The organism is Streptomyces sp. NPDC058335 (assembly GCF_042723915.1).
In the GTDB taxonomy this organism is placed as follows: domain Bacteria; phylum Actinomycetota; class Actinomycetes; order Streptomycetales; family Streptomycetaceae; genus Streptomyces.
This window is the reverse complement of sequence record NZ_JBHXHX010000005.1, coordinates 226,335-251,541: the sequence shown is the minus strand read 5'-3', so window position 1 is coordinate 251,541 and position 25,207 is coordinate 226,335. Positions and strand designations below refer to the sequence as shown.

The window sequence follows — 25,207 nt, the reverse complement described above, 5'->3', positions numbered from 1 at the left end:
CAGGGGTAGGCGCACAACCATCGTCCGCCGCCGCGTGTCGTGCATAGCGGCGGACTGTGGGCACAATTGGTTTCGGCGTCGGACGGCGCGCACGAGGTCGGACGGCGCGCATGGATGGGGAGGCAGGAACGACGGTGGCGGAACGGAGTACGGCTGCCGTCGACGTGGCAGACAACAGCGGCGATCAGCCGCTGACCGCACAGGCGGACCAGTCCACGGCCGACGGTGTGGCCAAGAACCGGGAGCGGGACACGGACAGCGACGAGGCACAGGGGAGTGGCGGGGCCGAGAGTCCCGGGAAGGCCTCGGCGCCAGAACTGCACAGCGGCCACAAACTCGCCAGACGCTACCGACTCGAGGACTGCGTCACCCGTCTGGACGGTTTCAGCAGTTGGCGGGCGGTGGACGAGAAACTCCGCCGTGCCGTCGGCGTCCATGTTCTGCCCGCGGATCACACGCGGGCCCGTTCCGTCCTGGCGGCGGCCCGGTCCTCCGCCCTGCTCGGCGACCCTCGTTTCGTCCAAGTCCTGGACGCGGTCGAGGAGAACGACCTCGTCTACGTCGTCCACGAGTGGTTGCCCGACGCCACCGAACTGACCACGCTCCTCGCTTCCGGGCCGCTGGAGCCGCACGACGCGTACCAGATGGTGAGTCAGATCGCCTCCGCCATGGCGGCCGCCCACCGCGAGGGGCTCGCGCACCTGCGACTGAACCCCAACGCCGTGCTGCGCACCTCCACCGGCCAGTGGCGTATCCGCGGCCTCGCCGTCAACGCGGCGCTGCGCGGCATCAGCTCCGACACCCCCCAGCGCACCGACACCGAGGCGATCGGCGCCCTGCTGTACGCGGCACTCACCCAGCGCTGGCCGTACGAGAACGACGCCTACGGTCTTTCCGGACTGCCCAAGGCCGTCGGACTGATCGCCCCCGACCAGGTGCGTGCCGGCATCCACCGGGGCCTGTCGGAACTTGCCATGCGCGCTCTCGTCAACGACGGGGCGACCGCCTCCCGGCACGAGTCCGCGTGCGCCACACCGGAGGAACTGGTCAAGGCCATCGGTGAGATGCCCCGCATCCGCCCGCCGGAGCCCGCGTTCACCGCGCCTCCCGAGTACCAGCGCACGACATACCAACAGGGCAGCTACGGACGGCCCGCGACGCACCCGGGCGCCACCCAGCCGGTGCGGACCCCGCCTCCCCCGTTGCAGAGCCGCACCGGCAGGGCGCTGAAGTGGGCGGTCTCCGCACTGCTCATCGCGGCCCTCGGCCTCGGCAGCTGGCAGCTCGCGGACGCCCTGATGGACCAGGGCAACTCCGAGGACACGAACCAGACGCAGACGACGGACAGCGACGACAACAACAGCGCCGCGCCCAAGCCGGTCCAGCAGCTCAAGATCCAGGGCTCGCAGGAGTACGTCGCCAGCGGTTCCGCACAGGCGCCGGAGGACGTCGCCAACACCTATGACGGTGACAGCTCCACCTACTGGCGGACCAAGAAGTACGACGAGGGGCCGACCCTTGCTCCGTACAAGCCCGGAGTGGGCATCGTCTACGACCTGGGGTCGGCGCAGGACATCTCCGCGGCGTCGATAGGACTCCGGTACGCCGGCGACCACACGACCGTGAAGCTCTATGCCACGGACTCGCTCGCCCCGTCCACGGGCATCAGCGGAATGAAGGAGATCGGAACCGCCGACACCAGCGGTACCTCGCTCACCGTGAAGGCGTCGAAGACGGTGAAGACCCAGTACGTACTGCTCTGGATCACCGCCGTACCGAACGCGCCCACGGATGGCTACAGTGGCGCCGGCTACAAGCAGGCCATCACCGACGTGAAGTTCACGGGCTGATATCTCACCTGAGGGGGAGGGGGTCCGATGGCAGCAGGCGCCGGATACGACGGGATCAGCGATCATGACCTCCTCGCCCGCCATGTGGAGGGTGACCCAGACGCCTTCGGTGAGCTCGTACGGCGTCACCGTGACCGGCTGTGGGCGGTGGCCCTCAGAACCCTGGGGGACCGCGAGGAGGCCGCTGACGCGGTTCAGGACGCTCTGGTGTCCGCCTACCGGGCCGCCCACACCTTCCGCGGCCAGTCGGCCGTCACCACCTGGCTGCATCGGATCACGGTGAACGCCTGTCTGGACCGGGCCCGCAAGGCGGCCTCCCGCAAGACCTCCCCGATCGACGACACCGAGCGCCTGGAGCAATTGCTGGAGCCGCACGAGTCGGCCTCGGGACCTGCCGAGCGCAACGACCTGCACCGCCAGCTCCTCGAAGCCCTTGGCACTCTGCCGCCCGACCAGCGTGCGGCGCTCATCCTGGTCGACATGCAGGGCTATCCCGTCGCGGAGGCCGCCCGCGTACTCGACGTTCCGACGGGGACGGTGAAGAGTCGCTGTGCCCGGGGCAGAGCGAGACTCCTGCCGCTGCTCACTCATCTGCGGCCGGCCAACTCCGGCGAGGTGAGGGAATCCGGGCGAGGACGGAACCGGGCGGAGGGGACATCCGTCCCACCGGCAGCGGGTCCTCGGGACGAAGGCCCGGACGGCGCCGGGACCGGCGATTCAGCTGCTGTGAAGGGCGGAGGTGGGCGAACGTGACATCGACGACGGACACGACCGGGCACCCGGACGTCACAGAGATCTCCGACCTCACCGAGGGTCTACTCCCTCCGGACCGCAGTGCGGAAGTGCGTCGGCATCTGGACGACTGCGTGCTCTGCGCGGACGTCCACGCGTCGCTGGAGGAGATGCGTGGCCTCCTGGGGGCGCTGCCCGGGCCGACGCGGATGCCGGACGATGTCGCCCACCGCATCGATGCCGCACTGGCCGCGGAAGCCTTGATCAGCGCCGCGGCTCCGGAGTTCTCCGCACTCGAGTCGTCGGACAGCACCCTTCATGTTTCACGTGAAACATCGACGTCGCCGCCGCGGCCCGCGGGACGGGCCCGAACCACCACCACCGGACCGGGCCGCAAGGGTCTCCGGCGGGGCGGGCGACGCAGGATCGCTGTACTGGGTACCGTCTTCGCCGTCGCGGCGCTGGGTCTCGGGTCGGTCCTGGTGTCGTCGCTGACCGGCGACGAGGGACCGGGCACCTCGGCGCCCGGTCAGCGGTCCACCGTCGCGGACAGCTTCTCCGAGAGCGGTCTGGAACAGCAGGTCGCTGATCTCCTGGCTGCCTCCCCCAACTCCAGTCCGCCCACTCTGGGAATGCAGGGCGAGCCCGAGACGAAGACTCCCAGGGTCTTCCAGCAGCCCACGGTGCCCGACTGCGTCCAGAAGGGCATGGACCGGAAGGACGCGGCCCTCGCCGTCGAGAAGGGCACGTACCAGGGGAGGGACGCTCTCCTCGTCGTCCTCCCCGACAGCTCCGACAGCACTCGGGTCACCGCGTACCTGATGGATGCGACCTGCGTCAGCCAGCCGTCGTCCGGCACCGTGAAGGTCCTTCTCAAGGACTCCTACACGCGCCCCTGACGCTTCGGGCTGCGTCCCCGTCGTGCTTCGTATCCCGTACGGCCTCGACCCCTTGGTGTGCCCGGACACAGCGGGAATGCGCGCCCCTTAGGATCCGTTGGGTGGGGTGAGAGTTCCCAGAGGCTCCCCCGGTCGATCGACATAGACCAGAGACGAGGAATGAAGCCGTGAGCGACGTCCGAAACGTGATCATCATCGGCTCCGGGCCCGCCGGCTACACGGCGGCGCTCTACACCGCGCGCGCATCGCTGAAGCCGCTGGTGTTCGAGGGAGCCGTCACCGCGGGCGGCGCCCTGATGAACACCACCGAGGTCGAGAACTTCCCCGGCTTCCAGGACGGCATCATGGGTCCCGAGCTCATGGACAACATGCGCGCCCAGGCCGAGCGCTTCGGCGCCGAACTGATCCCCGACGACGTCGTCTCCGTCGACCTCACCGGTGAGATCAAGACGGTGACCGACACGGCGGGCACGGTCCACCGGGCCAAGGCCGTCATCGTCACCACCGGCTCGCAGCACCGCAAGCTCGGCCTGCCCAACGAGGACGCCCTCTCCGGCCGCGGCGTCTCGTGGTGTGCCACGTGCGACGGCTTCTTCTTCAAGGACCAGGACATCGCCGTGATCGGTGGCGGTGACACCGCGATGGAGGAGGCCACCTTCCTGTCGCGCTTCGCCAAGTCCGTGACGATCGTCCACCGCCGCGACACCCTGCGCGCCTCCAAGGCGATGCAGGAGCGTGCCTTCGCCGACCCGAAGATCTCGTTCGTCTGGGACAGCGAGGTCGCCGAGATCCAGGGTGACCCGAAGCTGGCCGGGCTGAAGCTGCGCAACCTCAAGACCGGTGAGCTCTCCGACCTGGCGGTGACGGGCCTGTTCATCGCGATCGGCCACGACCCGCGCACCGAACTCTTCAAGGGCCAGCTCGACCTGGACGAGGAGGGCTACCTGAAGGTCGTCGCCCCGTCCACCCGGACGAACGTGACCGGTGTCTTCGCCGCCGGCGACGTCGTCGACCACACCTACCGTCAGGCGATCACCGCAGCCGGCACCGGCTGCTCCGCCGCCCTCGACGCCGAGCGCTACCTAGCCGCCCTCGCGGACGAGGAGCAGGCCGAGCCCGAGAAGACCGCCGTCTGACCCCCTCCCGCCCCACCGCACACATCAGTTAAAGGAGCCCGCCGTGGCCGACCTCAAGCATGTAACCGACGACTCCTTCGAGCAGGACGTCCTCAAGAGCGACAAGCCCGTCCTGGTGGACTTCTGGGCTGCCTGGTGCGGCCCGTGCCGCCAGATCGCCCCGTCCCTCGAGGCGATCGCGGCCGAGTACGGCGACAAGATCGAGGTCGTCAAGCTCAACATCGACGAGAACCCGGGTACGGCCGCCAAGTACGGCGTGATGTCCATCCCGACCCTGAACGTCTACCAGAACGGCGAGGTCGCCAAGACCATCGTCGGCGCCAAGCCCAAGGCCGCGCTCGTCCGTGACCTCGAGGACTTCATCGCCGAGTGACGTTCTGAACGCCGCTCAAGCGGCGCATGTTTCACGTGAAACAGGAATGGGCCGACCCGGAGGGGTCGGCCCATTCCTGTTTCACGAAGCCGATCACAGGGGCCGCAGCGCAGGCTCCTTCTGCACGGCTCCCAACAGTCGGTCGAGCGCCATCTCCACGTCTTCCTTCCAGGAGAGGGTAGTGCGCAGCTCCAGCCTCAGCCGCGGATGAGAAGGGTGCGGTCGAACTGTCTTGAACCCCACCGCCAACAGATGTTCGGCCGGCAGAAGACACGCGGGGTCCTTCCAGCGTGCGTCACCGAACGCCTCGATCGCTTTGAAGTCCCGGCGCAGCAGGTCCTTGGCAACCGTTTGGACCATCACCCGGCCGAGTCCTTGGCCCTGGTAGCCCGGCATGATGAACGCGGTCATCAGCTGCACCGCGTCGGGGGAGACAGGGCTCGTGGGGAACGCCGTCGAGCGGGGAACGTACGCGGGCGGGGCGTAGAGCACGTAGCCCACCGGGACGTCATCGACATAGACGACCCGGCCGCAGGACCCCCAGTCGAGCAGGACCGCGGAGATCCAGGCCTCTTTCTCCACCGCCGCCGTACCCGTCCTTACCGCTGCCTCACCGCTGACGGGGTCCAGCTCCCAGAAGACACACGAGCGGCAGCGTTGGGGAAGGTCCTGAAGGTTGTCCAGCGTGAGCGGTACGAGCCGACGCCCCATGAAGGCTGATCCTCGCTTCCTTCGCCCGCAGCATCGCGAGCGGCAATCAGAGCGTTCCGTTCCCTGAGCAGACTGCCGACGAACCCGCCGACCGCGCCGATCCCCAAGGCCGCGCCCAGCAGTCCGGTCCGGCTCATCGTTCGCATGGCCCCCGCCTCCCACTCAAAGGTGTCATCAGGTGGTTGCGCCATAGCTCATCGCATCGTATCCAGGACGCGATTCCCTCGATACCGCCCGATAGCAAAGAGCGAGCCGTGTTCCGGACACCGGAAACGGCTCGCTCTTGGCAGTCGGAGGGCGCAGGCCCCGCTCATCGGGCGATCAGTCGTCCGTTTCCTCGGACTCGCCCTCCACCAGGCCCTTCTGGAGAACGGGCCCTTCACCAGGTGCCAAGCTGTCGAGGATCCGCTCAAGATCTTCCATGGAGGCGAACTCGACGGTGATCTTGCCCTTCTTCTGCCCCAGGTCGACCTTCACCCGTGTCTCGAAACGGTCCGAGAGCCGGCTGGCGAGGTCGGACAGGGCCGGCGACACCCGGCCTCCGGCGCGGGGCCCCTTGGCACGCTGAGGGGTCTGCGGGCGCGACCCCATCAGGGTCACGATCTCCTCGACCGCGCGTACGGACAGCCCCTCCGCCACGATGCGATGCGCGAGTCGGTCCTGCTCCTCCGAGTCGTCGACGGAAAGCAGCGCCCGGGCATGACCCGCCGAGAGGACACCGGCTGCCACCCGGCGCTGAACCGCCGGGGAGAGCCTCAGCAGCCGCAGTGTGTTGGAGACCTGCGGACGCGAACGTCCGATCCGGTCCGCCAACTGGTCGTGGGTGCAGTTGAAGTCCTTCAGCAACTGGTCGTAGGCGGCAGCCTCCTCCAGCGGGTTCAGCTGAGCCCGGTGCAGGTTCTCCAGCAGCGCGTCCAGCAGGAGCTTCTCGTCGTCCGTGGCCCGGACAATCGCCGGGATCGCCTCCAGACCCGCCTCACGGCAGGCCCGCCAGCGCCGCTCGCCCATGATCAGCTCATAGCGCGCGGGACCGGTCTGCCGTACGACGACCGGCTGGAGGAGGCCGACCTCCTTGATAGAGGTGATCAGCTCCTGGAGGGCGTCCTCGTCGAAGACCTCACGCGGCTGGCGCGGGTTCGGCGTGATGGAGTCGAGCGGGAGTTCCGCGAAGTGGACGCCCATGGGCGGTGCGGGAACGTCCGCGCCACCGTTCGCCGAGGGCTCCTCTGTTTCACGTGAAACAGGCGGCAGCGTGGCTACTTTCGCCGCGGCCACCCCGCGGTCGGTCGTCAGGACCGGAACACTGGCGGAGGACGTGGAGGTCACGCCTCCCACGGCAGTCTGCGCCGGTGTCCTCTCGGTCGGGGCAGCAGGGATCAGTGCGCCAAGACCACGGCCCAGCCCCCTCCGTCGATCACTCACTGGATCCCCTCCATGGTCGGGTTGTTCTGGGCGCCGATATGGGCGTGGGTGCCGTCGTAGCTGACGCCGACGCCCCTCAGCGCAATCTCGCGGGCTGCTTCAAGGTAGGACAGTGCACCGCTCGATCCAGGATCGTAGGTCAGTACCGTCTGTCCGTAGCTCGGCGCTTCGGAGATGCGGACAGAGCGGGGAATGCTCGTCCGCAGCACCTCGTCGCCGAAGTGGGTGCGCACCTCATCGGCGACCTGCGACGCGAGGCGCGTCCGGCCGTCGTACATGGTGAGCAGGATGGTCGAGACGTGGAGGGCGGGGTTGAGGTGTCCCCGCACCAGCTCGACGTTGCGCAGTAGCTGGCCCAGTCCCTCCAGCGCGTAGTACTCGCACTGGATCGGGATGAGGACCTCCTGGCCCGCAACCATCGCGTTCACCGTCAGCAGACCGAGCGAGGGCGGGCAGTCGATCAGGACGTAGTCCAGCGGCTGCTCGTACGCCTGGATGGCTCGCTCGAGTCGGCTCTCGCGCGCCACCAGCGACACCAGCTCGATCTCCGCACCGGCGAGATCGATCGTGGCGGGAGCGCAGAAGAGGCCTTCGACATCGGGGACGGGTTGGACCACTTCCGCCAGCGGGCGGCTCTCGACCAACACGTCGTAGATGGACGGAACCTCGGCGTGATGGTCGATCCCGAGGGCGGTGGACGCATTGCCCTGCGGGTCGAGGTCGATCACCAGGACGCGGGCACCGTGCAGGGCCAGCGAGGCGGCAAGGTTGACGGTCGTCGTCGTCTTGCCGACGCCGCCCTTCTGGTTGGCGACCACCATGATGCGCGTCTGCTCGGGCCGTGGCAGGCCCTCGCCGGCGCGGCCAAGAGCCTCAACCGCCAGTTGGGCAGCACGACCGATCGGAGTGTCGTCCATCGGAGGCGGTGTTTCACGTGAAACATCCTCCCCCATCGACTCGGTACGGGGACCGGGGACCGGATCGGTCATCGGTCCCGCGATGTTGGCGTCGGACCGCAAGGATTCACTCTCCTCGACTTCAGGCTCGCAATGAACAGAGCCTCCCATGCCTTCGGGGTCGCGAACCAGTGAGGCCTGGTCTTCTGTGGAGAAATCCACCTCTGTGGACAACTCCGTCCCCTTGACAAGTGAGCCGAGCGGCTTCCGGTCACGGGGTTCGGCCGCAGCGCGACCGCGGCTGATGATGCCGTGCAGCAATGAGCGACGTTTCACGTGAAACACGATGCACAGCGCCCGCGGCCGAACTGCCGCGACACTCCGTCATGCGTAGGTTGGGCAGCTTGTGTGGAGTACGACTGTCCTTCAGGCCGGATCAGCGGCGCCGGCGTGTGCGCCCTGTCCTGGCTGCCTTGGCACGCTTCGCGGCGAACCTCACACCGCCCGGACTCTCCCCGACCTCGACCCGCACGACCGTGGAGAGCGGATCCACCAGTCCCTCGCCGACGTGGAGGATCGACGTGCTCACTGCGCCGAGCTTGCTCAGTGCGGTGGCCGCACTCTTCAGCTCCTCCTCGGCGGTGTCGCCCTTCAGCGCGAGCATCTCACCGTAGGGGCGGAGCAGCGGAATGCCCCAGGCGGCCAGGCGGTCCAGCGGAGCGACCGCCCGTGCGGTCACGACATGGACCGGGGGAAGCTTGCCCATGACCTCCTCGGCCCGCCCGCGTACGACGGTGACATGGTCGAGGCCGAGAAGCTCGACGACCTCGGTCAGGAAATTCGTGCGCCGCAGAAGGGGCTCCAGCAAGGTGATCTTCAGATCCTCCCGCACCAGGGCCAGGGGAATGCCCGGCAGGCCGGCGCCGGAACCGACGTCGCACACCGTGACGTCCTCGGGCACGGCTTCGGAGAGCACCGCGCAGTTCAGGATGTGCCTCTCCCACAGCCGGGGCACTTCCCGTGGGCCGATGAGCCCACGCTGCACACCTGCCTCGGCCAGGAGCTCGGCGTACCGGACCGCATCCGCGAAGCGATCACCGAATACCTCGCGTGCTTGCTCGGGCGCAGGGGGGAGCTCCGCTGCCTCCGTCACGGGGACCGTCCTTCCGTACCGCATCGGCGCGTTCCGCGCCGACCACCAGAACTACCAGGTCTGACAAGACCGGCCCCGCCTGCGCGACAGACGGGGCCGGGAAGACGTACGTGCTGAATCAGTTGGGCAGCACGACGACGAAGCGCTGCGGTTCCTCGCCCTCGGACTCGCTGCGCAGACCGGCCGCTTTGACCGCGTCGTGGACGACCTTGCGCTCGAAGGGCGTCATCGGATCCAGCTTGACCGGCTCGCCGCTGTTCCTCGCGTCGGCCGCGGCCTTCGCACCCAGCTCCGAGAGCTCAGTGCGCTTCTTGGCCCGGTAGCCCGCGATGTCCAGCATCAGTCGGCTGCGATCACCGGTCTCCCGGTGCACGGCAAGACGCGTCAGCTCCTGCAACGCCTCCAGGACCTCGCCGTCCCGGCCGACGAGCTTGTACAGGTCGCGACCTGCCACGTCACTGATGATCGACACCGAAGCACGGTCGGCCTCGACGTCCATGTCGATGTCGCCGTCGAGGTCGGCGATGTCCAGCAGACCCTCGAGATAGTCCGCCGCGATCTCGCCCTCCTGCTCCAGGCGGGTCAGGGTGTCTGCACCCTCGGCGGCGGCGGAGGTGGTGCCTTCCGTCACGGGATGGGCTCCTTCTTACTTCTTGGACGGGGACTTGGGGCGCTGCGGGCCGCCCTTGCGCTGCCCGGACTGGGCCTTGCTACGGCCCCCGCTGGAGCCGGTCCTCGGCTTGGCGGCGTCGGCGGGCTTGGCGTCCTGCGGCTCGTCGGACTTGGTCAGCGAGGTGGGCTCACCGGCCGCCTTGGTGGTTCCGGACTGGCGCTGGGACTTGCTCTGGCGCTTGGGCTGCTGCCGCCGGGCCGTGGCCGTCGTGCCGTCGCCGTCCTCGGTCAGTGTGGCGGTCTGGGCCTCGCCCTTCGCCACGGTGCCGTCGGGCTGGGCCGCCAGGCCCGCCTTGCTCAGACCGTTGATGAACTTGCGCTCGTAGTCGTTGCGGTCGCGGCCCTTGGCCACGATCGCCTTGACGATGGCCTTCTGGCCACGGCCGCGGATCTTGCCGTGGTTCGTGACGTGCTTGTACAGGCGGTCCAGGTAAGCGGCCTGAGCCTTGGAACCCGGGGTCGGGTTGTTGCGGATGACGTACATCTGCTGGCCCATGGTCCACACGTTGGTGGTCAGCCAGTAGACGAGGACACCGACGGGGAAGTTGATGCCGAAGACGGCGAACATGATCGGGAAGACGTACAGCAGCATCTTCTGCTGCTGCATGAACGGCGTCTTCACGGTGGTGTCGACGTTCTTCGTCATCAGCTGGCGCTGCGTGAAGAACTGCGAGGCCGACATCAGGACGATCATGATCGCGGTGACGACGCGGACGCTGGACAGCGAGGCGTCGAGCGCGGAGACGTCCGAGGCGCTGTCGGTGAACTTCGCGGCCAGCGGGGCGCCGAAGATGTGCGCCTTCTGCGCGCTCTGCAGCAGGCTCTCGTTGATCACACCGATGGTGTCACCGTTGGCGATGCTGTTGAGCACGTGGTACAGAGCGAAGAAGAACGGGGACTGCGCCAGGATGGGAAGGCACGAGGAGAGCGGGTTGGTACCCGTCTCCTTGTACAGCTTCATCATCTCTTCGGACTGGCGCTGCTTGTCGTTCTTGTAGCGCTCCTGGATCTTCTTCATCTCGGGCTGCAGTGTCTGCATCGCCCGTGTCGCCTTGATCTGCTTCACGAAGAGCGGGATCAGGCAGATCCGGATCAGGATCACCAGGGACACGATGGACAAGCCCCAGGCCCACCCGGTGTCAGCACCGAAGAGGGCGCCGTACACCTTGTGGAACTGGACGATGACCCAGGAGACGGGTGTGGTGATGAAACTGAAGAGGCTGGCAATCGTGTCCACTAATCATGCTCCTTGGGCATGGGACGGTGTCTCTGCGGCCGGGCTTGAAGAAGGGTTCTCTTCGGTGGCCGTTTCGGCGGCGGAGGGCCCGCCCTTGCGTGCGCGCCATGTGTTGCGCAGCATCTCGTGCCACCGCGGACGCTTGCGCGGCGGGACATGGTCCACGCCGCCGAGCGACCAGGGATTGCATCGCAGGATGCGCCAGGCGGTGAGGGCCGTTCCCTTGACCGCACCGTGCCGGTCGATGGCGGTGAAGCCGTAGTGGGAACACGACGGGTAGTACTTGCACACCGGCCCGAGCAGCGGACTGATCGTCCACTGGTAGAGCTTGATCAAGGCCAGCAGCGGGTACTTCATCGCGCGCCCCCTCCTAGTAGCCGTTGAAGGGCGGCATCGAGGTCTTGGGCCAGCTGTGCGTGGTCTGCGTCGCCCGCACCGGGCAGCGCCCGTACGACTACCAGGCTACCGGGGGGAAGGAGGGCGACTCGGTCACGCATCAGATGACGCAGTCTGCGCTTCACTGCGTTGCGCACGACCGCTCCGCCCACGGCCTTGCTCACGACGAAACCCGCACGCGTCGGGGGAGCGCTCTCCCCAGGCGCGTGCGGGTCCGTGGCACCGCTTCGAAGATGGACGACGAGAGTCGGACGGCCGGCCCGACGGCCCCGTCGTACCGCGGTCGCGAAGTCTTCGCGCCGCCTCAGCCGATGCTCGGTAGGCAGCACGACGTCATGACCTGATCAGGCTCAGGCGGACAGGTTGGCGCGACCCTTGCTGCGGCGGTTCGCGAGAATCGCGCGACCGGCACGGGTGCGCATCCGCAGGCGGAAGCCGTGGGTCTTGGCACGACGACGGTTGTTCGGCTGGAAGGTGCGCTTGCTCACTCGGGGGCTCCAGAAATCAATCGGTGGTGGCGGGGTGCCGTCCTGGCTGTCACCGTGCGCCCACGAGGTAGCTCGCGGTCAACGCCCGAGTGCACCGCTTCCCGATCACCTGACGCGATCTGTGCCCATCGGAGGCAGGCGGCAGCAGCCATCGACAACTCGACCTGGTCACGGTACGCGCGGCTACGCCATCCGGTCAAACCGGCGGCCGTGGGAGACACTGTCCACAGGCTGGGGACAACAACTTGAACCGTACCCGTCGGCCTGACTACCGTGGCTGAACTCCGATTCGTTCCTTTGTCCCTGCCCGCACCCGATGCGAATCCCCACCGTCCCACCGTCACACGAACGTGGGACCCACGAGAGAGCGTGCCCTGTGGCTGACGTACCTGCCGATCTTGCCGCAGTGTGGCCACGAGTACTGGAGCAGCTCCTCGGTGAGGGCCGCGGCCAGGGTGTCGAGGTGAAGGACGAGCACTGGATCAGGCGCTGCCAGCCGCTCGCCCTGGTCGCCGACACCGCCCTGCTCGCCGTGCCCAACGAATTCGCGAAGGGCGTGCTGGAAGGCCGCCTCGCCCCGATCGTCAGCGAGACGCTGAGCCGTGAGTGCGGCCGGCCGATCCGCATCGCGATCACCGTCGACGACTCCGTGGGCGAACCGCCCGCCTCATCGGGACCGTCGCGCTACGACGACCCCGCACGTCCGTCCGGCCAGTACGACGGTCCGCGCGACAACCCGTACCAGGGCTACGGCCGCCACCGCGCCGATCAGCCCCAGGGGGGCGGCGACCAGGGTTCCCGCCAGGACCAGCTGCCCACCGCGCGGCCGGCCTACCCGTCGGAGTACCAGCGGCCCGAACCCGGCGCCTGGCCCCGGCCGGGGCAGGACGACTACGGCTGGCAGCAGCAGCGCCTCGGTTTCCCCGAGCGCGACCCGTACGCGTCGCCGTCGCAGGATTCGTACGGCGGCTCCGGGCAGGACTCCTACGGCCCGCCGTCCCAGGACGCGTACGGGTCCCAGGACCAGGACTCCTACGGCCCGCCCTCGCAGGACTACCGGCCGCAGGCCATGGATCGGTCGTCCTACGACCGCTCGCCCTACGAGCAGAAGCGCTCGGACTACCAGCAGTCGCGCCCCGAGTACGACCAGCGCGACCCCACCCGGCGCGAGATGCCCGAGTCCTCGGCCGGCGGCGGTCATCCGCACCGGGGCCCGGCCGGTCACGGTCAGTCCGGCGCGCCCGGTCCGCTGGGCGCGAAGCCCGCGCCGGCGAGCGGCCCCGGCGAGCCGACCGCCAGGCTCAACCCGAAGTACCTCTTCGACACGTTCGTCATCGGCGCCTCGAACCGCTTCGCGCACGCGGCCGCGGTCGCCGTGGCCGAGGCGCCCGCGAAGGCGTACAACCCGCTGTTCATCTACGGGGAGTCGGGTCTCGGCAAGACCCACCTGCTGCACGCCATCGGGCACTACGCGCGCAGCCTCTATCCGGGCACGCGGGTGCGGTACGTCAGCTCGGAGGAGTTCACCAACGAGTTCATCAACTCCATCCGCGACGGCAAGGGCGACAGCTTCCGCAAGCGGTACCGCGAGATGGACATCCTGCTCGTCGACGACATCCAGTTCCTGGCGGACAAGGAGTCGACGCAGGAGGAGTTCTTCCACACCTTCAACACGCTCCACAACGCCAACAAGCAGATCGTGCTGTCCAGCGACCGGCCGCCCAAGCAGCTGGTGACGCTGGAGGACCGGCTGCGGAACCGTTTCGAGTGGGGCCTGATCACGGACGTCCAGCCGCCCGAGCTGGAGACGCGGATCGCGATCCTGCGCAAGAAGGCGGTGCAGGAGCAGCTCAACGCCCCGCCGGAGGTACTGGAGTTCATCGCGTCCCGCATCTCGCGCAACATCCGCGAGCTGGAGGGCGCGCTGATCCGGGTGACGGCGTTCGCGTCGCTCAACCGGCAGCCGGTGGACCTGGGCCTGACCGAGATCGTCCTGAAGGACCTGATGCCCGGCGGCGACGACTCGGCGCCCGAGATCACCTCGACGGCCATCATGGGCGCGACCGCCGACTACTTCGGGCTCACCGTCGAGGACCTGTGCGGCACCTCCCGCGGCCGCGCGCTGGTGACGGCCCGGCAGATCGCCATGTACCTGTGCCGCGAGCTGACAGACCTCTCGCTGCCGAAGATCGGCGCCCTGTTCGGCGGCCGTGACCACACGACGGTGATGCACGCGGACCGCAAGATCCGCAATCTGATGGCCGAGCGACGCTCGATCTACAACCAGGTGACCGAGCTGACGAACCGCATCAAGGCGGGCTGACAGAGCCGCACGGACCCGTCGAGGGCGTTCCGGGAGCTGATCCCGGGACGCCCTTCGTCGTGCCACGGGTCGGCGCCCGGCCATCCGCTGTTCGAATACTCGCCGGGTTACGGCCGCTCTCCACAGATTCGGTGACTTTCTTCCGTCCACAACCTGGGGACTGCCAAGTTGTCCAGATCGTGTCCACAGGCGCCTCGGGTGAAAGAGAATCGGGGCAGGTCACCTGGCTGTGGATTCGTGGACAAAAGTTTTCCACAGGCTGTGGATACTGAGATCGTCCACAGCCTGTGCACGAAGTTGTCCACCGGCAACCCACAGGCTGTGGCCGGTTGTCCCCAGCCAACACCGGTTTCTCCACATGGCTGTCCACTGTTCGGCAACCTGACGGGCCTCCTCACCGGGTCGAGTGAAAGGCGTCACACGAAGGTGCCGGAGCGGGCTGTGGGAAAGCCGGCGAAACCTGGGGACGGTCCTGGGGAGAAGTCGCCTCTCCCTGTGCATGGGGTGTGCAGAACTTTCTGTTCTCCACAGAAGGCCCCAGTTGTCCACCGTCTCCGTCCCCAGGGCCAGTGGATAAAATATCGGCTCTCACCTGGGGAAACAGGGTTATCCACGGTATCCACAGCCCCTACTACTACTCCCAACTAGAGAGAGCGAGAAGTCCGGTTCGAAGGAGGGGCTGTGCACAACTCGCTGTCCGGGTCCCGGCTGCTCCTCGTCACGACTTGACCCGAGGGGCACCTACTGTCAGTGCGGTGCGTCAGACTGGACCCCGGTGGTCCTTCCCCTCACAGGGGCTGACGACACCGAGACAGACGACGAAAGCCAGGCAGGGCGAGAAGCGCCGGCAACAGCAGGAGGCGGCAAGAGTGAAGATCCGGGTGGAACGCGACGTACTCGCGGAGGCAGTGGCCTGGGCGGCGCGCAGCCTCCCGGCCCGTCCGCCGGCGCCTGTCCTCGCCGGCCTCCTGCTGAAGGCCGAGAACGGAGCCCTCAGCCTCTCCAGCTTCGACTACGAGGTCTCCGCACGCGTGTCGGTGGAGACCGAGGTCGAGGAGGAGGGCACGGTCCTCGTCTCCGGCCGGCTGCTCGCGGACATCTGCCGCGCACTGCCGAACCGGCCGGTGGAGATTTCCACAGACGGTGTACGGGCGACGGTGGTCTGCGGCTCCTCGCGGTTCACCCTGCACACACTGCCTGTGGAGGAGTACCCGTCGCTGCCCCAGATGCCGAACGCGACGGGCACGGTCCCCGGCGAGGTCTTCGCCGCCGCCGCCGCCCAGGTCGCCATCGCGGCCGGCCGTGACGACACCCTGCCCGTCCTCACCGGTGTGCGCATCGAGATCGAGGGCGACACCGTGACGCTGGCCTCCACCGACCGCTACCGCTTCGCGGTCCGGGAGTTCCTGTGGAAGCCGGAGAACCCGGAGGCCTCCGCGGTCGCCCTGGTGCCCGCCAAGACGCTCCTGGACACCGCCAAGGCGCTCACGAGCGGCGACAGCGTCACCATCGCGCTGTCCGGCTCGGGCGCGGGCGAGGGCCTGATCGGCTTCGAGGGCGCCGGCCGCCGTACGACGACGCGCCTCCTGGAGGGCGACCTCCCGAAGTACCGCTCGCTGTTCCCGACGGAGTTCAACTCCATCGCGGTGATCGAGACCGCCCCCTTCGTGGAGGCCGTCAAGCGCGTGGCCCTGGTCGCCGAGCGCAACACCCCGGTGCGGCTCAGCTTCGAGCAGGGTGTGCTGATCCTGGAGGCCGGCTCCAGCGACGACGCACAGGCTGTGGAGAGGGTCGACGCCCAGTTGGAGGGCGACGACGTCTCGATCGCCTTCAACCCGACCTTCCTGCTGGACGGCCTCAGCGCCATCGATTCCCCGGTGGCCCAGCTGTCCTTCACGACGTCCACCAAGCCCGCGCTGCTCAGCGGCAGGCCGGCGCTGGACGCCGAGGCGGACGAGGCCTACAAGTACCTGATCATGCCGGTCCGCCTCAGCGGCTGAGCCGCCCGGACTTGTCCACAGGCCGTGGAGGAACGCCTCCCGGCCTGTGGCTGAAGCCGCAGAAGCCGCAGGTGAGCGCGCGAATGGGGCCGTACGTCTGAGCGCGTATGCCCACAGGTGTGCGTGAGGGTCCGGGTTTAGGCTCGGACATGGGTACGAAGGTGCCCGCACGCCACACAGCGACCTAAGGAACAACTGATGGAGCTCGGTCTCGTCGGCCTCGGCAAGATGGGCGGCAACATGCGTGAGCGGATCCGCCGCGCAGGCCACACCGTCGTCGGATACGACCGCAACCCGGACCTCGCCGATGTGCACAGCCTCTCCGAGCTTGTGGGCAAGCTCAAAGGCCCGCGCGTCGTGTGGGTGATGGTCCCGGCCGGTGCCGCCACCCAGTCGACCGTCGACGAGCTGGGCGAGCTGCTGGAGCCGGGCGACGTCGTCGTGGACGGCGGCAACTCCCGCTGGACGGACGACGAGAAGCACGCCGAGGAGCTGGCGGCCAAGGGCATCGGCTTCGTCGACTGCGGCGTCTCCGGCGGCGTCTGGGGCCTGGAGAACGGCTACGCGCTGATGTACGGCGGCGACGCGGAGAACGTCGCCAAGGTGCAGCCGGTCTTCGACGCGCTCAAGCCCGAGGGCGACTTCGGCGCGGTGCACGCCGGCAAGGTCGGCGCCGGCCACTTCGCGAAGATGGTCCACAACGGCATCGAGTACGCCATGATGCAGGCCTACGCCGAGGGCTGGGAGCTGCTGGAGAAGGTCGACTCGGTCACCGACGTCCGCGAGGTCTTCCGCTCCTGGCAGGAGGGCACCGTCATCCGGTCCTGGCTCCTCGACCTGGCGGTCAACGCCCTCGACGACGACGAGCACCTCGACAAGCTGCGCGGCTACGCACAGGACTCCGGTGAAGGCCGCTGGACCGTCGAGGCGGCCATCGACAACGCGGTGCCGCTCCCGGCGATCACCGCGTCCCTCTTCGCGCGGTTCGCCTCCCGGCAGGAGGACTCGCCGCAGATGAAGATGATCGCGGCGCTGCGCAACCAGTTCGGCGGCCACGCGGTCGAGAAGAAGTAGTCCACCGGGCCGTTTCGGCGGCCCATCACGGGATCGTTTTTTCGGCGGTCCACAACGCCGGGGGAGGTCGGCGAAACGACCATGCACGTCACGCATCTGTCGCTGGCCGACTTCCGCTCGTACGCCCGGGTCGAAGTCCCGCTCGACCCGGGCGTCACCGCGTTCGTCGGCCCCAACGGGCAGGGCAAGACGAACCTTGTCGAGGCCGTCGGCTATCTCGCCACCCTCGGCAGTCACCGGGTCGCCTCCGACGCGCCCCTGGTCCGCATGGGCGCCGACCGCGCGGTCATCCGGGCGCAGGTCCGGCAGGGCGACCGGCAGCAGCTGGTCGAGCTGGAGCTGAACCCCGGCAAGGCCAATCGCGCCCGCATCAACCGGTCCTCGCAGGTCAGGCCGCGCGATGTGCTGGGGATCGTACGGACCGTGCTGTTCGCGCCCGAGGATCTCGCCCTGGTGAAGGGCGATCCCGGGGAGCGGCGACGCTTCCTGGACGAGATGATCACCGCGCGCTCCCCGCGGATGGCGGGTGTGCGCTCCGACTACGAGCGGGTGCTCAGGCAGCGCAACACCCTGCTGAAGTCCGCCGCGCTGGCCCGTCGGCACGGTGGCCGGACCATGGACCTGTCCACGCTCGACGTGTGGGACCAGCACCTCGCGCGCGTGGGCGCCGAGTTGCTCGCCCAGCGTCTCGACCTGATCGCCGCGATCCAGCCGCTCGCCGACAAGGCGTACGAACAGCTGGCGCCCGGCGGCGGCCCGGTCGCGCTGGAGTACAAGGCGTCGGCGCCGGGCGAGGCGCACACGCGCGAGGACCTCTACGGACAGCTGATGGGCGCGCTCGCGGACGTCCGTAAGCAGGAGATCGAGCGGGGCGTCACCCTCGCGGGCCCGCACCGGGACGACGTGCTGCTCAAGCTCGGTCAGCTGCCCGCCAAGGGATACGCCTCCCACGGCGAGTCCTGGTCCTACGCGCTCGCCCTGCGGCTGGCCTCGTACGACCTGCTGCGGGCCGAGGGCAACGAGCCGGTCCTGGTTCTCGACGACGTCTTCGCCGAGCTGGACACCCGGCGGCGGGAGCGGCTGGCGGAGCTGGTCGCACCCGGTGAGCAGGTGCTGGTCACGGCCGCCGTCGACGACGACGTACCGCATGTGCTCGCGGGCGCGCGGTACGCCGTGGCGGAGGGGGCGGTGGAGCGCGTATGACGGCGCAGGAGCCGAAGAAGGCGTCCGATCCGAAGATGGCGCCGGAGTCGAAGAGAACGCCCGAGCCCTCCGGTGTCGACCTCGCGCGCGTGGCGCTGAGGGCGGCGCGCGAGCAGGCACGCGCGCGGGGGGACGCGGCGCAGCAGAAGAAGCAGGCGCGGCGCGGGGGCGGCCTGCGTTCCGGCGCGCGCGCGGACGGCCGCGACCCCATGGCGCTCGGCTCGGCGATCAACCGGCTCCTCACCGAGCGCGGCTGGGAGGCGCCGGCCGCGGTGGGCGGGGTGATGGGGCGCTGGCCGCAGATCGTCGGCGAGGACATCGCCAAGCACTGCGAACCGGAGCGGTACGACGAGGACGAGCGGGTGCTGTTCGTGCGCTGCGACTCCACGGCCTGGGCGACGAACCTGCGGCTGCTCGCCCCGACGCTGGTCGCCCGTCTCAACGAGGACCTCGGCCACGGCAGGGTGCAGCAGATCAGGGTGCAGGGCCCCGCGGGCCCGGTCCGCCGCTACGGCCCTCTGCGGGCCCCGGGCAGCAAGGGACCCGGCGACACCTACGGGTGATATGTGTCACGTAATCCGGCCGGGACGGTGCTGTCGTACCGTCCCGGCCGTCGTCTTTTCGGACCGTGCGGCCCGCCGCGGGTCTGTGCCGCCCGCGCGCGTCCGGAGCCTGTTCGGAAGGGTCCGCGCGGGTCCGGAAGGGGTGGCGAATGCGGAGTTGACTCGCCGGTAGCCAAGGGTTGACACCCCGAAGCGCTGAGTGCCTCCGTGAGCCTCTTGGAGGCCCGCTCCGTATATGGGGACCCGGTGGAGACCGGTTGAGGGCGGCACATGCGGACTCAGGTACCGGCAAACCCCCATCACTGTCGGCGCTACGGGTAGACTGGAAGGGAATCCCGCCCCAAACGTGGGGACCGCCCGGGAAACGCTGAGCAACGCTGATCAAGGCTTACCAACGCAACATGCCGCAGCCGCTCCGGCAACCCGCCGACGAGCCCGGCTCGTGCTGTGCCAGAAAGGGCGCTTCGTGGCCGATTCCGGCAACCCCAACGAGAACATCCCGTCCACCGACGCCGGCGTCGTCCGCGAGGCCGTGACCTCCAGCAGCGAGGTCACGGCCTCCTACGACGCCAGCGCCATCACCGTCCTCGAGGGCCTGGACGCGGTCCGCAAGCGACCCGGTATGTACATCGGTTCGACCGGCGAGCGCGGCCTGCACCACCTCGTGTACGAGGTCGTCGACAACTCCGTCGACGAGGCGCTGGCCGGCCACGCGGACACGATCGACGTCACGATCCTGGCCGACGGCGGCGTCCGAGTGATCGACAACGGCCGTGGCATCCCGGTCGGCATCGTTCCCTCGGAGGGCAAGCCGGCCCTGGAGGTCGTCCTGACCGTGCTGCACGCGGGTGGCAAGTTCGGCGGCGGCGGCTACGCGGTCTCCGGCGGTCTGCACGGCGTGGGCGTCTCCGTCGTGAACGCCCTGTCGAGCAAGGTCTCCGTCGAGGTCAGGACCGAGGGCTATCGGTGGACCCAGGAGTACAAGATGGGCGTCCCCACCGCGCCGCTCTCCAAGCACGAGGCGATCGAGGAGACCGGCACGTCGGTCACCTTCTGGGCCGACGGCGACATCTTCGAGACCCTCGACTACTCCTTCGAGACGCTGTCACGGCGATTCCAGGAGATGGCGTTCCTCAACAGGGGTTTGACGATCAAACTCACTGACGAGCGCGAGTCGGCGAAGGCCACCGCCGGTGCGGACGAGGCGGGTGCGGACGACAAGGACGAGGTCAAGACCGTCACCTACCACTACGAGGGCGGCATCGTCGACTTCGTGAAGTACCTCAACTCCCGCAAGGGCGAAGCGGTGCACCCGACGGTGATCGACCTCGAGGCGGAGGACAAGGACAAGAGCCTGTCCCTCGAGGTCGCGATGCAGTGGAACAGCGGCTACAGCGAGGGTGTCTACTCGTTCGCCAACATCATCCACACGCACGAGGGCGGTACGCACGAAGAGGGCTTCCGCGCGGCGCTGACCAACCTGGTCAACAAGTACGCGCGCGACAAGCGGCTGCTGCGCGAGAAGGACGACAACCTCACGGGTGACGACATCCGCGAGGGTCTGACCGCGATCATCTCGGTGAAGCTGAGCGAACCCCAGTTCGAGGGTCAGACCAAGACCAAGCTGGGCAACACGGAGGCCAAGACCTTCGTCCAGAAGGCGGTCTACGAGCACCTCAACGACTGGCTGGACCGCAACCCGGTCGAGGCGGCGGACATCGTCCGCAAGGGCATCCAGGCGGCCACCGCGCGCGTGGCGGCCCGCAAGGCCCGCGACCTCACGCGCCGCAAGGGTCTGCTGGAGTCGGCGTCCCTGCCGGGCAAGCTCTCCGACTGCCAGTCGAACGACCCCACCAAGTGCGAGATCTTCATCGTCGAGGGTGACTCCGCCGGCGGCTCGGCCAAGTCCGGCCGAAACCCGCAGTACCAGGCGATCCTCCCGATCCGCGGCAAGATCCTCAACGTCGAGAAGGCCAGGATCGACAAGATCCTGCAGAACCAGGAGATCCAGGCCCTGATCTCCGCCTTCGGCACGGGCGTGCACGAGGACTTCGACATCGAGAAGCTCCGCTATCACAAGATCATCCTGATGGCGGACGCCGACGTCGACGGCCAGCACATCAGCACCCTGCTGCTGACCTTCCTGTTCCGCTTCATGCGGCCGCTGGTCGAGGCCGGGCACGTGTACCTCTCCCGTCCCCCGCTCTACAAGATCAAGTGGGGCCGCGACGACATCGAGTACGCGTATTCCGACCGCGAGCGCGACGCGCTGCTCGAGATGGGCCGCCAGCGCGGCAAGCGGGTCCGCGAGGACTCCATCCAGCGCTTCAAGGGCCTCGGCGAGATGAACGCCGAGGAGCTGCGCATCACCACGATGGACCAGGAGCACCGCGTCCTCGGCCAGGTCACCCTCGACGACGCCGCCCAGGCCGACGACCTGTTCTCGGTCCTCATGGGCGAGGACGTCGAGGCGCGCCGTGCCTTCATCCAGCGCAATGCCAAGGACGTCCGCTTCCTCGACATCTGAGTCGGTCTCAGCTGACCGGACCAGGAAGGATCAACACCAGCAATGACCGACGAGAACACTCCCGTCAGCCCTGAAGAGGGCGGCGAAATCGCCATGCGCATCGAGCCCGTCGGGCTCGAGACGGAGATGCAGCGTTCGTACCTCGACTACGCGATGTCCGTCATCGTCTCGCGTGCGCTGCCGGACGTCCGCGACGGCCTCAAGCCCGTCCACCGCCGCGTCCTGTACGCCATGTACGACGGCGGCTACCGCCCCGAGCGCGGCTTCTACAAGTGCGCCCGCGTCGTCGGCGACGTCATGGGCAACTACCACCCGCACGGCGACTCCTCGATCTACGACGCGCTGGTCCGCCTCGCGCAGTCGTGGTCGATGCGCATGCCACTCGTGGACTCCAACGGCAACTTCGGCTCGCCGGGCAACGACCCGGCGGCGGCCATGCGGTACACCGAGTGCAAGATGGCGCCGCTGTCGATGGAGATGGTCCGCGACATCGACGAGGAGACCGTCGACTTCACGGACAACTACGACGGCCGCTCCCAGGAGCCGACCGTCCTGCCGGCCCGCTTCCCGAACCTGCTGATCAACGGTTCGGCCGGTATCGCGGTCGGCATGGCGACCAACATCCCCGCGCACAACCTGCGCGAGGTCGCGTCCGGTGCCCAGTGGTACCTGGAGAACCCGGAGGCCTCGCACGAGGAGCTCCTGGACGCGCTGATCGAGCGCATCAAGGGCCCCGACTTCCCGACCGGCGCCCTGGTCGTCGGCCGCAAGGGCATCGAGGAGGCGTACCGCACGGGCCGTGGCTCCATCACCATGCGCGCGGTCGTCGAGGTCGAGGAGATCCAGAACCGCCAGTGCCTGGTGGTCACGGAGCTGCCCTACCAGGTCAACCCGGACAACCTCGCGCAGAAGATCGCCGACCTGGTGAAGGACGGCAAGATCGGCGGCATCGCGGACGTCCGTGACGAGACCTCGTCGCGCACGGGCCAGCGTCTGGTGATCGTCCTCAAGCGGGACGCGGTCGCCAAGGTCGTCCTGAACAACCTGTACAAGCACACCGACCTCCAGACGAACTTCGGCGCCAACATGCTGGCGCTCGTCGACGGCGTGCCGCGCACGCTGTCCCTGGACGCGTTCATCCGCCACTGGGTGACGCACCAGATCGAGGTCATCGTCCGCCGTACGAAGTTCCGGCTGCGCAAGGCCGAGGAGCGGGCGCACATCCTGCGCGGCCTGCTGAAGGCCCTGGACGCCATCGACGACGTCATCGCGCTGATCCGGCGCAGCGACACCGTCGACATCGCGCGCACGGGCCTGATGGAGCTCCTGGAGATCGACGAGATCCAGGCGAACGCCATCCTCGAGATGCAGCTCCGCCGGCTGGCCGCCCTGGAGCGTCAGAAGATCGTCCAGGAGCACGACGAACTCCAGGCGAAGATCACCGAGTACAACGCGATCCTCGCCTCGCCGGTCCGCCAGCGCGGCATCGTCAGCGCCGAGCTGGCCGCGATCGTCGAGAAGTACGGCGACGACCGCAAGACCCAGCTGATCCCCTACGACGGTGACATGTCCATCGAGGACCTCATCGCCGAGGAGGACATCGTCGTCACCGTCACGCGCGGTGGCTACATCAAGCGGACCAAGGCCGACGACTACCGGGCGCAGAAGCGCGGCGGCAAGGGCGTACGGGGCGCGAAGCTGAAGGAAGACGACATCGTCGACCACTTCTTCGTCTCCACCACGCACCACTGGCTGCTGTTCTTCACCAACAAGGGCCGCGTCTACCGTGCGAAGGCGTACGAGCTGCCCGACGCCGGGCGCGACGCGCGTGGACAGCACGTGGCGAACCTGCTGGCCTTCCAGCCGGACGAGGCGATCGCCGAGATCCTCGCGATCCGCGACTACGAGGCGGTGCCGTATCTGGTCCTGGCCACCAAGGGCGGTCTGGTCAAGAAGACGCCTCTGAAGGATTACGATTCGCCGCGTTCCGGCGGTGTCATCGCGATCAACCTGCGGGAGCGGGAGGACGGTTCCGACGACGAACTGATCGGAGCCGAACTCGTCTCGGCCGACGATGATCTGCTGCTGATCAGCAAGAAGGCCCAATCGATCAGGTTCACCGCATCGGACGACACTCTGCGCCCGATGGGCCGTGCCACCTCGGGCGTCAAGGGCATGAGTTTCCGTGCGAGCGACGAGCTGCTCTCGATGAATGTTGTTCGACCCGGTACGTTCGTGTTCACTGCCACAGACGGTGGGTACGCGAAGCGCACCAACGTCGACGAGTACCGCGTCCAGGGTCGCGGCGGCCTCGGCATCAAGGCCGCCAAGATCGTGGAGGACCGCGGCTCCCTCGTCGGCGCGCTGGTCGTCGAGGAGACGGACGAGATCCTCGCCATCTCGCTGTCCGGCGGTGTGATTCGTACGCGAGTCAACGAGGTCAGGGAGACGGGCCGTGACACCATGGGCGTCCAACTGATCAACCTGGGCAAGCGCGATGCCGTGGTCGGCATCGCACGTAACGCCGAGGCGGGGCGTGAGGCGGAGGAGATCGACGGCGACGTTGCCGTGGACGAGACCGTCGAGGACGCCGCGACCAGCGGTACGGACGAGGGTGCGGCGCCCTCGACCGAGTAGCACGAGGAGTGAGTCATCGTGAGCGGAGCCACGGGCGCCGGTTCGGTCGGAACATCGGCCGGCACCTCTGCCGGCCCTTCGACCGGTACCCCCACCGGTACGGAAACGGACGGCGGCCGTGGCTCCGCCGCGGTGAACAAGGACGCGCGTACGACCGACGCGCGGCCCACCGAGGGGCGGGGAACCGACGCCCGGACGGCCGACGCGCGCGCGACGGATCCGCACACGACCAACCTCCAGGCGATCAAGTCACCCGCGAAAGACTCGCACTCGCCCGACACGCATGGATCCCAGGGGGGAACTGTGACGGACACCCGAGGTCCGCAGACCCAGCAGTACGCGGCTGGAGCGGGCAAGGCCGGTGCCGAGGCCCAGGAGGCCTCCCCGCTGCCCGGCGAACGCCAGGGACAGCAGCCCGCCGGGCCCTACCACCCGCCGCAGGCCTACGCGACTCCCGCCCCGGCCGGCGCGGTCCGTCGACCGCGCACCGGCGCCCGGACCACGCCCCGGGTGCGCAAGGCGCGGCTGCGGGTGGCGAAGGCCGACCCGTGGTCGGTGATGAAGGTCAGCTTCCTGCTCTCCATCGCGCTGGGCATCTGCACGATCATCGCGGCGGCCGTCCTGTGGATGGTCATGGACGCGATGGGAGTCTTCTCGACGGTCGGCGGCACGATCTCGGAGGCGACCGGCTCCAACGAGTCGAACGGCTTCGACCTCCAGTCCTTCCTCTCCCTGCCCAACGTCCTGCTGTTCACGTCGATCATCGCGGTCATCGACGTCGTCCTCGCGACGGCCCTCGCGACGCTCGGCGCGTTCATCTACAACCTCTCCGCGGGCTTCGTGGGGGGCGTCGAGCTGACCCTCGCCGAAGACGAGTGACTTGGCCGCCGGCGCTGTTCCAAACCTCCGCCGAAC

Annotated in this window: 22 protein-coding genes; 13 read left to right on the top strand and 9 right to left on the bottom strand. The window is 68.4% G+C overall.

The window, feature by feature from the left end:
- Nucleotides 1–134: 134 nt before the first annotated feature.
- From ACFWJX_RS11525 to trxA, 5 genes are all read left to right on the top strand, one after another.
- Nucleotides 135–1,850, top strand: coding sequence for a serine/threonine protein kinase (locus tag ACFWJX_RS11525; protein WP_383240324.1), 1,716 nt, complete (start codon nt 135–137; stop codon nt 1,848–1,850).
- 27 nt (nt 1,851–1,877) lie between these two features.
- On the top strand, nt 1,878–2,603 hold the full coding sequence (sigM, locus tag ACFWJX_RS11520; RefSeq protein ID WP_383240321.1) for an RNA polymerase sigma factor SigM: 726 nt from the start codon (nt 1,878–1,880) through the stop codon (nt 2,601–2,603).
- Nucleotides 2,600–3,481 (top strand): anti-sigma factor family protein, encoded by an 882-nt coding sequence (locus tag ACFWJX_RS11515; RefSeq protein ID WP_383240318.1) that lies wholly within the window; start codon nt 2,600–2,602, stop codon nt 3,479–3,481. The genes sigM and ACFWJX_RS11515 overlap by 4 nt, the downstream gene beginning before the upstream one ends.
- Before the next feature lie 167 nt (nt 3,482–3,648).
- On the top strand, nt 3,649–4,617 hold the full coding sequence (trxB, locus tag ACFWJX_RS11510) for a thioredoxin-disulfide reductase (RefSeq protein ID WP_073491214.1): 969 nt from the start codon (nt 3,649–3,651) through the stop codon (nt 4,615–4,617).
- Between the two features lie 43 nt (nt 4,618–4,660).
- Nucleotides 4,661–4,990: a thioredoxin gene (gene trxA / locus ACFWJX_RS11505; RefSeq protein WP_363092304.1), complete on the top strand. Its 330-nt coding sequence runs from the start codon at nt 4,661–4,663 to the stop codon at nt 4,988–4,990.
- Nucleotides 4,991–5,083: 93 nt separating this feature from the next.
- On the opposite strand, the gene ACFWJX_RS11500 is transcribed toward trxA, so the two are convergent.
- The 9 genes from ACFWJX_RS11500 to rpmH form a co-directional block, all read right to left on the bottom strand.
- Nucleotides 5,084–5,701, bottom strand: coding sequence for a GNAT family N-acetyltransferase (locus tag ACFWJX_RS11500; RefSeq protein ID WP_383240313.1), 618 nt, complete (start codon nt 5,699–5,701; stop codon nt 5,084–5,086).
- Nucleotides 5,702–6,022: 321 nt separating this feature from the next.
- Nucleotides 6,023–7,123, bottom strand: a complete 1,101-nt coding sequence (locus ACFWJX_RS11495; RefSeq protein WP_383240310.1) for a ParB/RepB/Spo0J family partition protein — start codon at nt 7,121–7,123, stop codon at nt 6,023–6,025.
- Complete coding sequence (locus tag ACFWJX_RS11490) at nt 7,120–8,190, bottom strand: ParA family protein (RefSeq protein ID WP_383240814.1); 1,071 nt, start codon at nt 8,188–8,190, stop codon at nt 7,120–7,122. Before ACFWJX_RS11490 ends, ACFWJX_RS11495 begins: the two co-directional genes overlap by 4 nt.
- A 265-nt stretch (nt 8,191–8,455) precedes the next feature.
- The gene (rsmG, locus tag ACFWJX_RS11485) at nt 8,456–9,172 is read right to left on the bottom strand and encodes a 16S rRNA (guanine(527)-N(7))-methyltransferase RsmG (RefSeq protein WP_073491260.1); all 717 of its coding nucleotides are present in this window, start codon (nt 9,170–9,172) and stop codon (nt 8,456–8,458) included.
- 118 nt (nt 9,173–9,290) lie between these two features.
- Nucleotides 9,291–9,803: a R3H domain-containing nucleic acid-binding protein gene (locus ACFWJX_RS11480; RefSeq protein WP_086767055.1), complete on the bottom strand. Its 513-nt coding sequence runs from the start codon at nt 9,801–9,803 to the stop codon at nt 9,291–9,293.
- Nucleotides 9,804–9,818: 15 nt separating this feature from the next.
- Nucleotides 9,819–11,081, bottom strand: coding sequence for a membrane protein insertase YidC (gene yidC, locus ACFWJX_RS11475; RefSeq protein ID WP_383240306.1), 1,263 nt, complete (start codon nt 11,079–11,081; stop codon nt 9,819–9,821).
- Between the two features lie 3 nt (nt 11,082–11,084).
- Complete coding sequence (gene yidD, locus ACFWJX_RS11470; RefSeq protein ID WP_073491209.1) at nt 11,085–11,438, bottom strand: membrane protein insertion efficiency factor YidD; 354 nt, start codon at nt 11,436–11,438, stop codon at nt 11,085–11,087.
- The gene (rnpA, locus tag ACFWJX_RS11465) at nt 11,435–11,806 is read right to left on the bottom strand and encodes a ribonuclease P protein component (RefSeq protein WP_383240303.1); all 372 of its coding nucleotides are present in this window, start codon (nt 11,804–11,806) and stop codon (nt 11,435–11,437) included. Before rnpA ends, yidD begins: the two co-directional genes overlap by 4 nt.
- 21 nt (nt 11,807–11,827) lie before the next feature.
- On the bottom strand, nt 11,828–11,965 hold the full coding sequence (gene rpmH, locus ACFWJX_RS11460) for a 50S ribosomal protein L34 (RefSeq protein WP_018846094.1): 138 nt from the start codon (nt 11,963–11,965) through the stop codon (nt 11,828–11,830).
- Nucleotides 11,966–12,341: 376 nt separating this feature from the next.
- Here rpmH and dnaA point away from each other — a divergent pair, with 376 nt between their 5' ends.
- From dnaA to ACFWJX_RS11420, 8 genes are all read left to right on the top strand, one after another.
- Complete coding sequence (gene dnaA / locus ACFWJX_RS11455) at nt 12,342–14,288, top strand: chromosomal replication initiator protein DnaA (protein ID WP_383240301.1); 1,947 nt, start codon at nt 12,342–12,344, stop codon at nt 14,286–14,288.
- 869 nt (nt 14,289–15,157) lie between these two features.
- Nucleotides 15,158–16,288 carry a DNA polymerase III subunit beta gene (gene dnaN, locus ACFWJX_RS11450; protein WP_086767068.1) on the top strand — a complete coding sequence of 377 codons (1,131 nt, stop codon included), beginning with the start codon at nt 15,158–15,160 and terminating at the stop codon, nt 16,286–16,288.
- A gap of 198 nt (nt 16,289–16,486) precedes the next feature.
- Nucleotides 16,487–17,362, top strand: coding sequence for a phosphogluconate dehydrogenase (NAD(+)-dependent, decarboxylating) (gene gnd, locus ACFWJX_RS11445; RefSeq protein ID WP_383240297.1), 876 nt, complete (start codon nt 16,487–16,489; stop codon nt 17,360–17,362).
- A gap of 81 nt (nt 17,363–17,443) precedes the next feature.
- Nucleotides 17,444–18,565 (top strand): DNA replication/repair protein RecF, encoded by a 1,122-nt coding sequence (gene recF, locus ACFWJX_RS11440; protein WP_383240294.1) that lies wholly within the window; start codon nt 17,444–17,446, stop codon nt 18,563–18,565.
- Nucleotides 18,562–19,128 carry a DUF721 domain-containing protein gene (locus ACFWJX_RS11435; RefSeq protein WP_383240291.1) on the top strand — a complete coding sequence of 189 codons (567 nt, stop codon included), beginning with the start codon at nt 18,562–18,564 and terminating at the stop codon, nt 19,126–19,128. Before recF ends, ACFWJX_RS11435 begins: the two co-directional genes overlap by 4 nt.
- 466 nt (nt 19,129–19,594) lie before the next feature.
- Complete coding sequence (gyrB, locus tag ACFWJX_RS11430; protein ID WP_383240288.1) at nt 19,595–21,655, top strand: DNA topoisomerase (ATP-hydrolyzing) subunit B; 2,061 nt, start codon at nt 19,595–19,597, stop codon at nt 21,653–21,655.
- A gap of 42 nt (nt 21,656–21,697) precedes the next feature.
- Nucleotides 21,698–24,292, top strand: a complete 2,595-nt coding sequence (gene gyrA / locus ACFWJX_RS11425; RefSeq protein ID WP_383240286.1) for a DNA gyrase subunit A — start codon at nt 21,698–21,700, stop codon at nt 24,290–24,292.
- A gap of 18 nt (nt 24,293–24,310) precedes the next feature.
- Nucleotides 24,311–25,171 carry a DUF3566 domain-containing protein gene (locus ACFWJX_RS11420; RefSeq protein ID WP_383240283.1) on the top strand — a complete coding sequence of 287 codons (861 nt, stop codon included), beginning with the start codon at nt 24,311–24,313 and terminating at the stop codon, nt 25,169–25,171.
- Nucleotides 25,172–25,207: the final 36 nt, after the last annotated feature.

Excerpts from the sequence above, each read along its gene's own strand:
- sigM (WP_383240321.1), top strand. The coding sequence starts at position 1,878 with ATGGCAGCAGGCGCCGGATACGACGGGATCAGCGATCATGACCTCCTC.
- ACFWJX_RS11500 (WP_383240313.1), bottom strand. The coding sequence starts at position 5,701 with ATGGGGCGTCGGCTCGTACCGCTCACGCTGGACAACCTTCAGGACCTT.
- ACFWJX_RS11490 (WP_383240814.1), bottom strand. The coding sequence starts at position 8,190 with ATGGGAGGCTCTGTTCATTGCGAGCCTGAAGTCGAGGAGAGTGAATCC.
- yidD (WP_073491209.1), bottom strand. The coding sequence starts at position 11,438 with ATGAAGTACCCGCTGCTGGCCTTGATCAAGCTCTACCAGTGGACGATC.
- gnd (WP_383240297.1), top strand. The coding sequence starts at position 16,487 with ATGGAGCTCGGTCTCGTCGGCCTCGGCAAGATGGGCGGCAACATGCGT.
- recF (WP_383240294.1), top strand. The coding sequence starts at position 17,444 with ATGCACGTCACGCATCTGTCGCTGGCCGACTTCCGCTCGTACGCCCGG.
- ACFWJX_RS11435 (WP_383240291.1), top strand. The coding sequence starts at position 18,562 with ATGACGGCGCAGGAGCCGAAGAAGGCGTCCGATCCGAAGATGGCGCCG.
- gyrA (WP_383240286.1), top strand. The coding sequence starts at position 21,698 with ATGACCGACGAGAACACTCCCGTCAGCCCTGAAGAGGGCGGCGAAATC.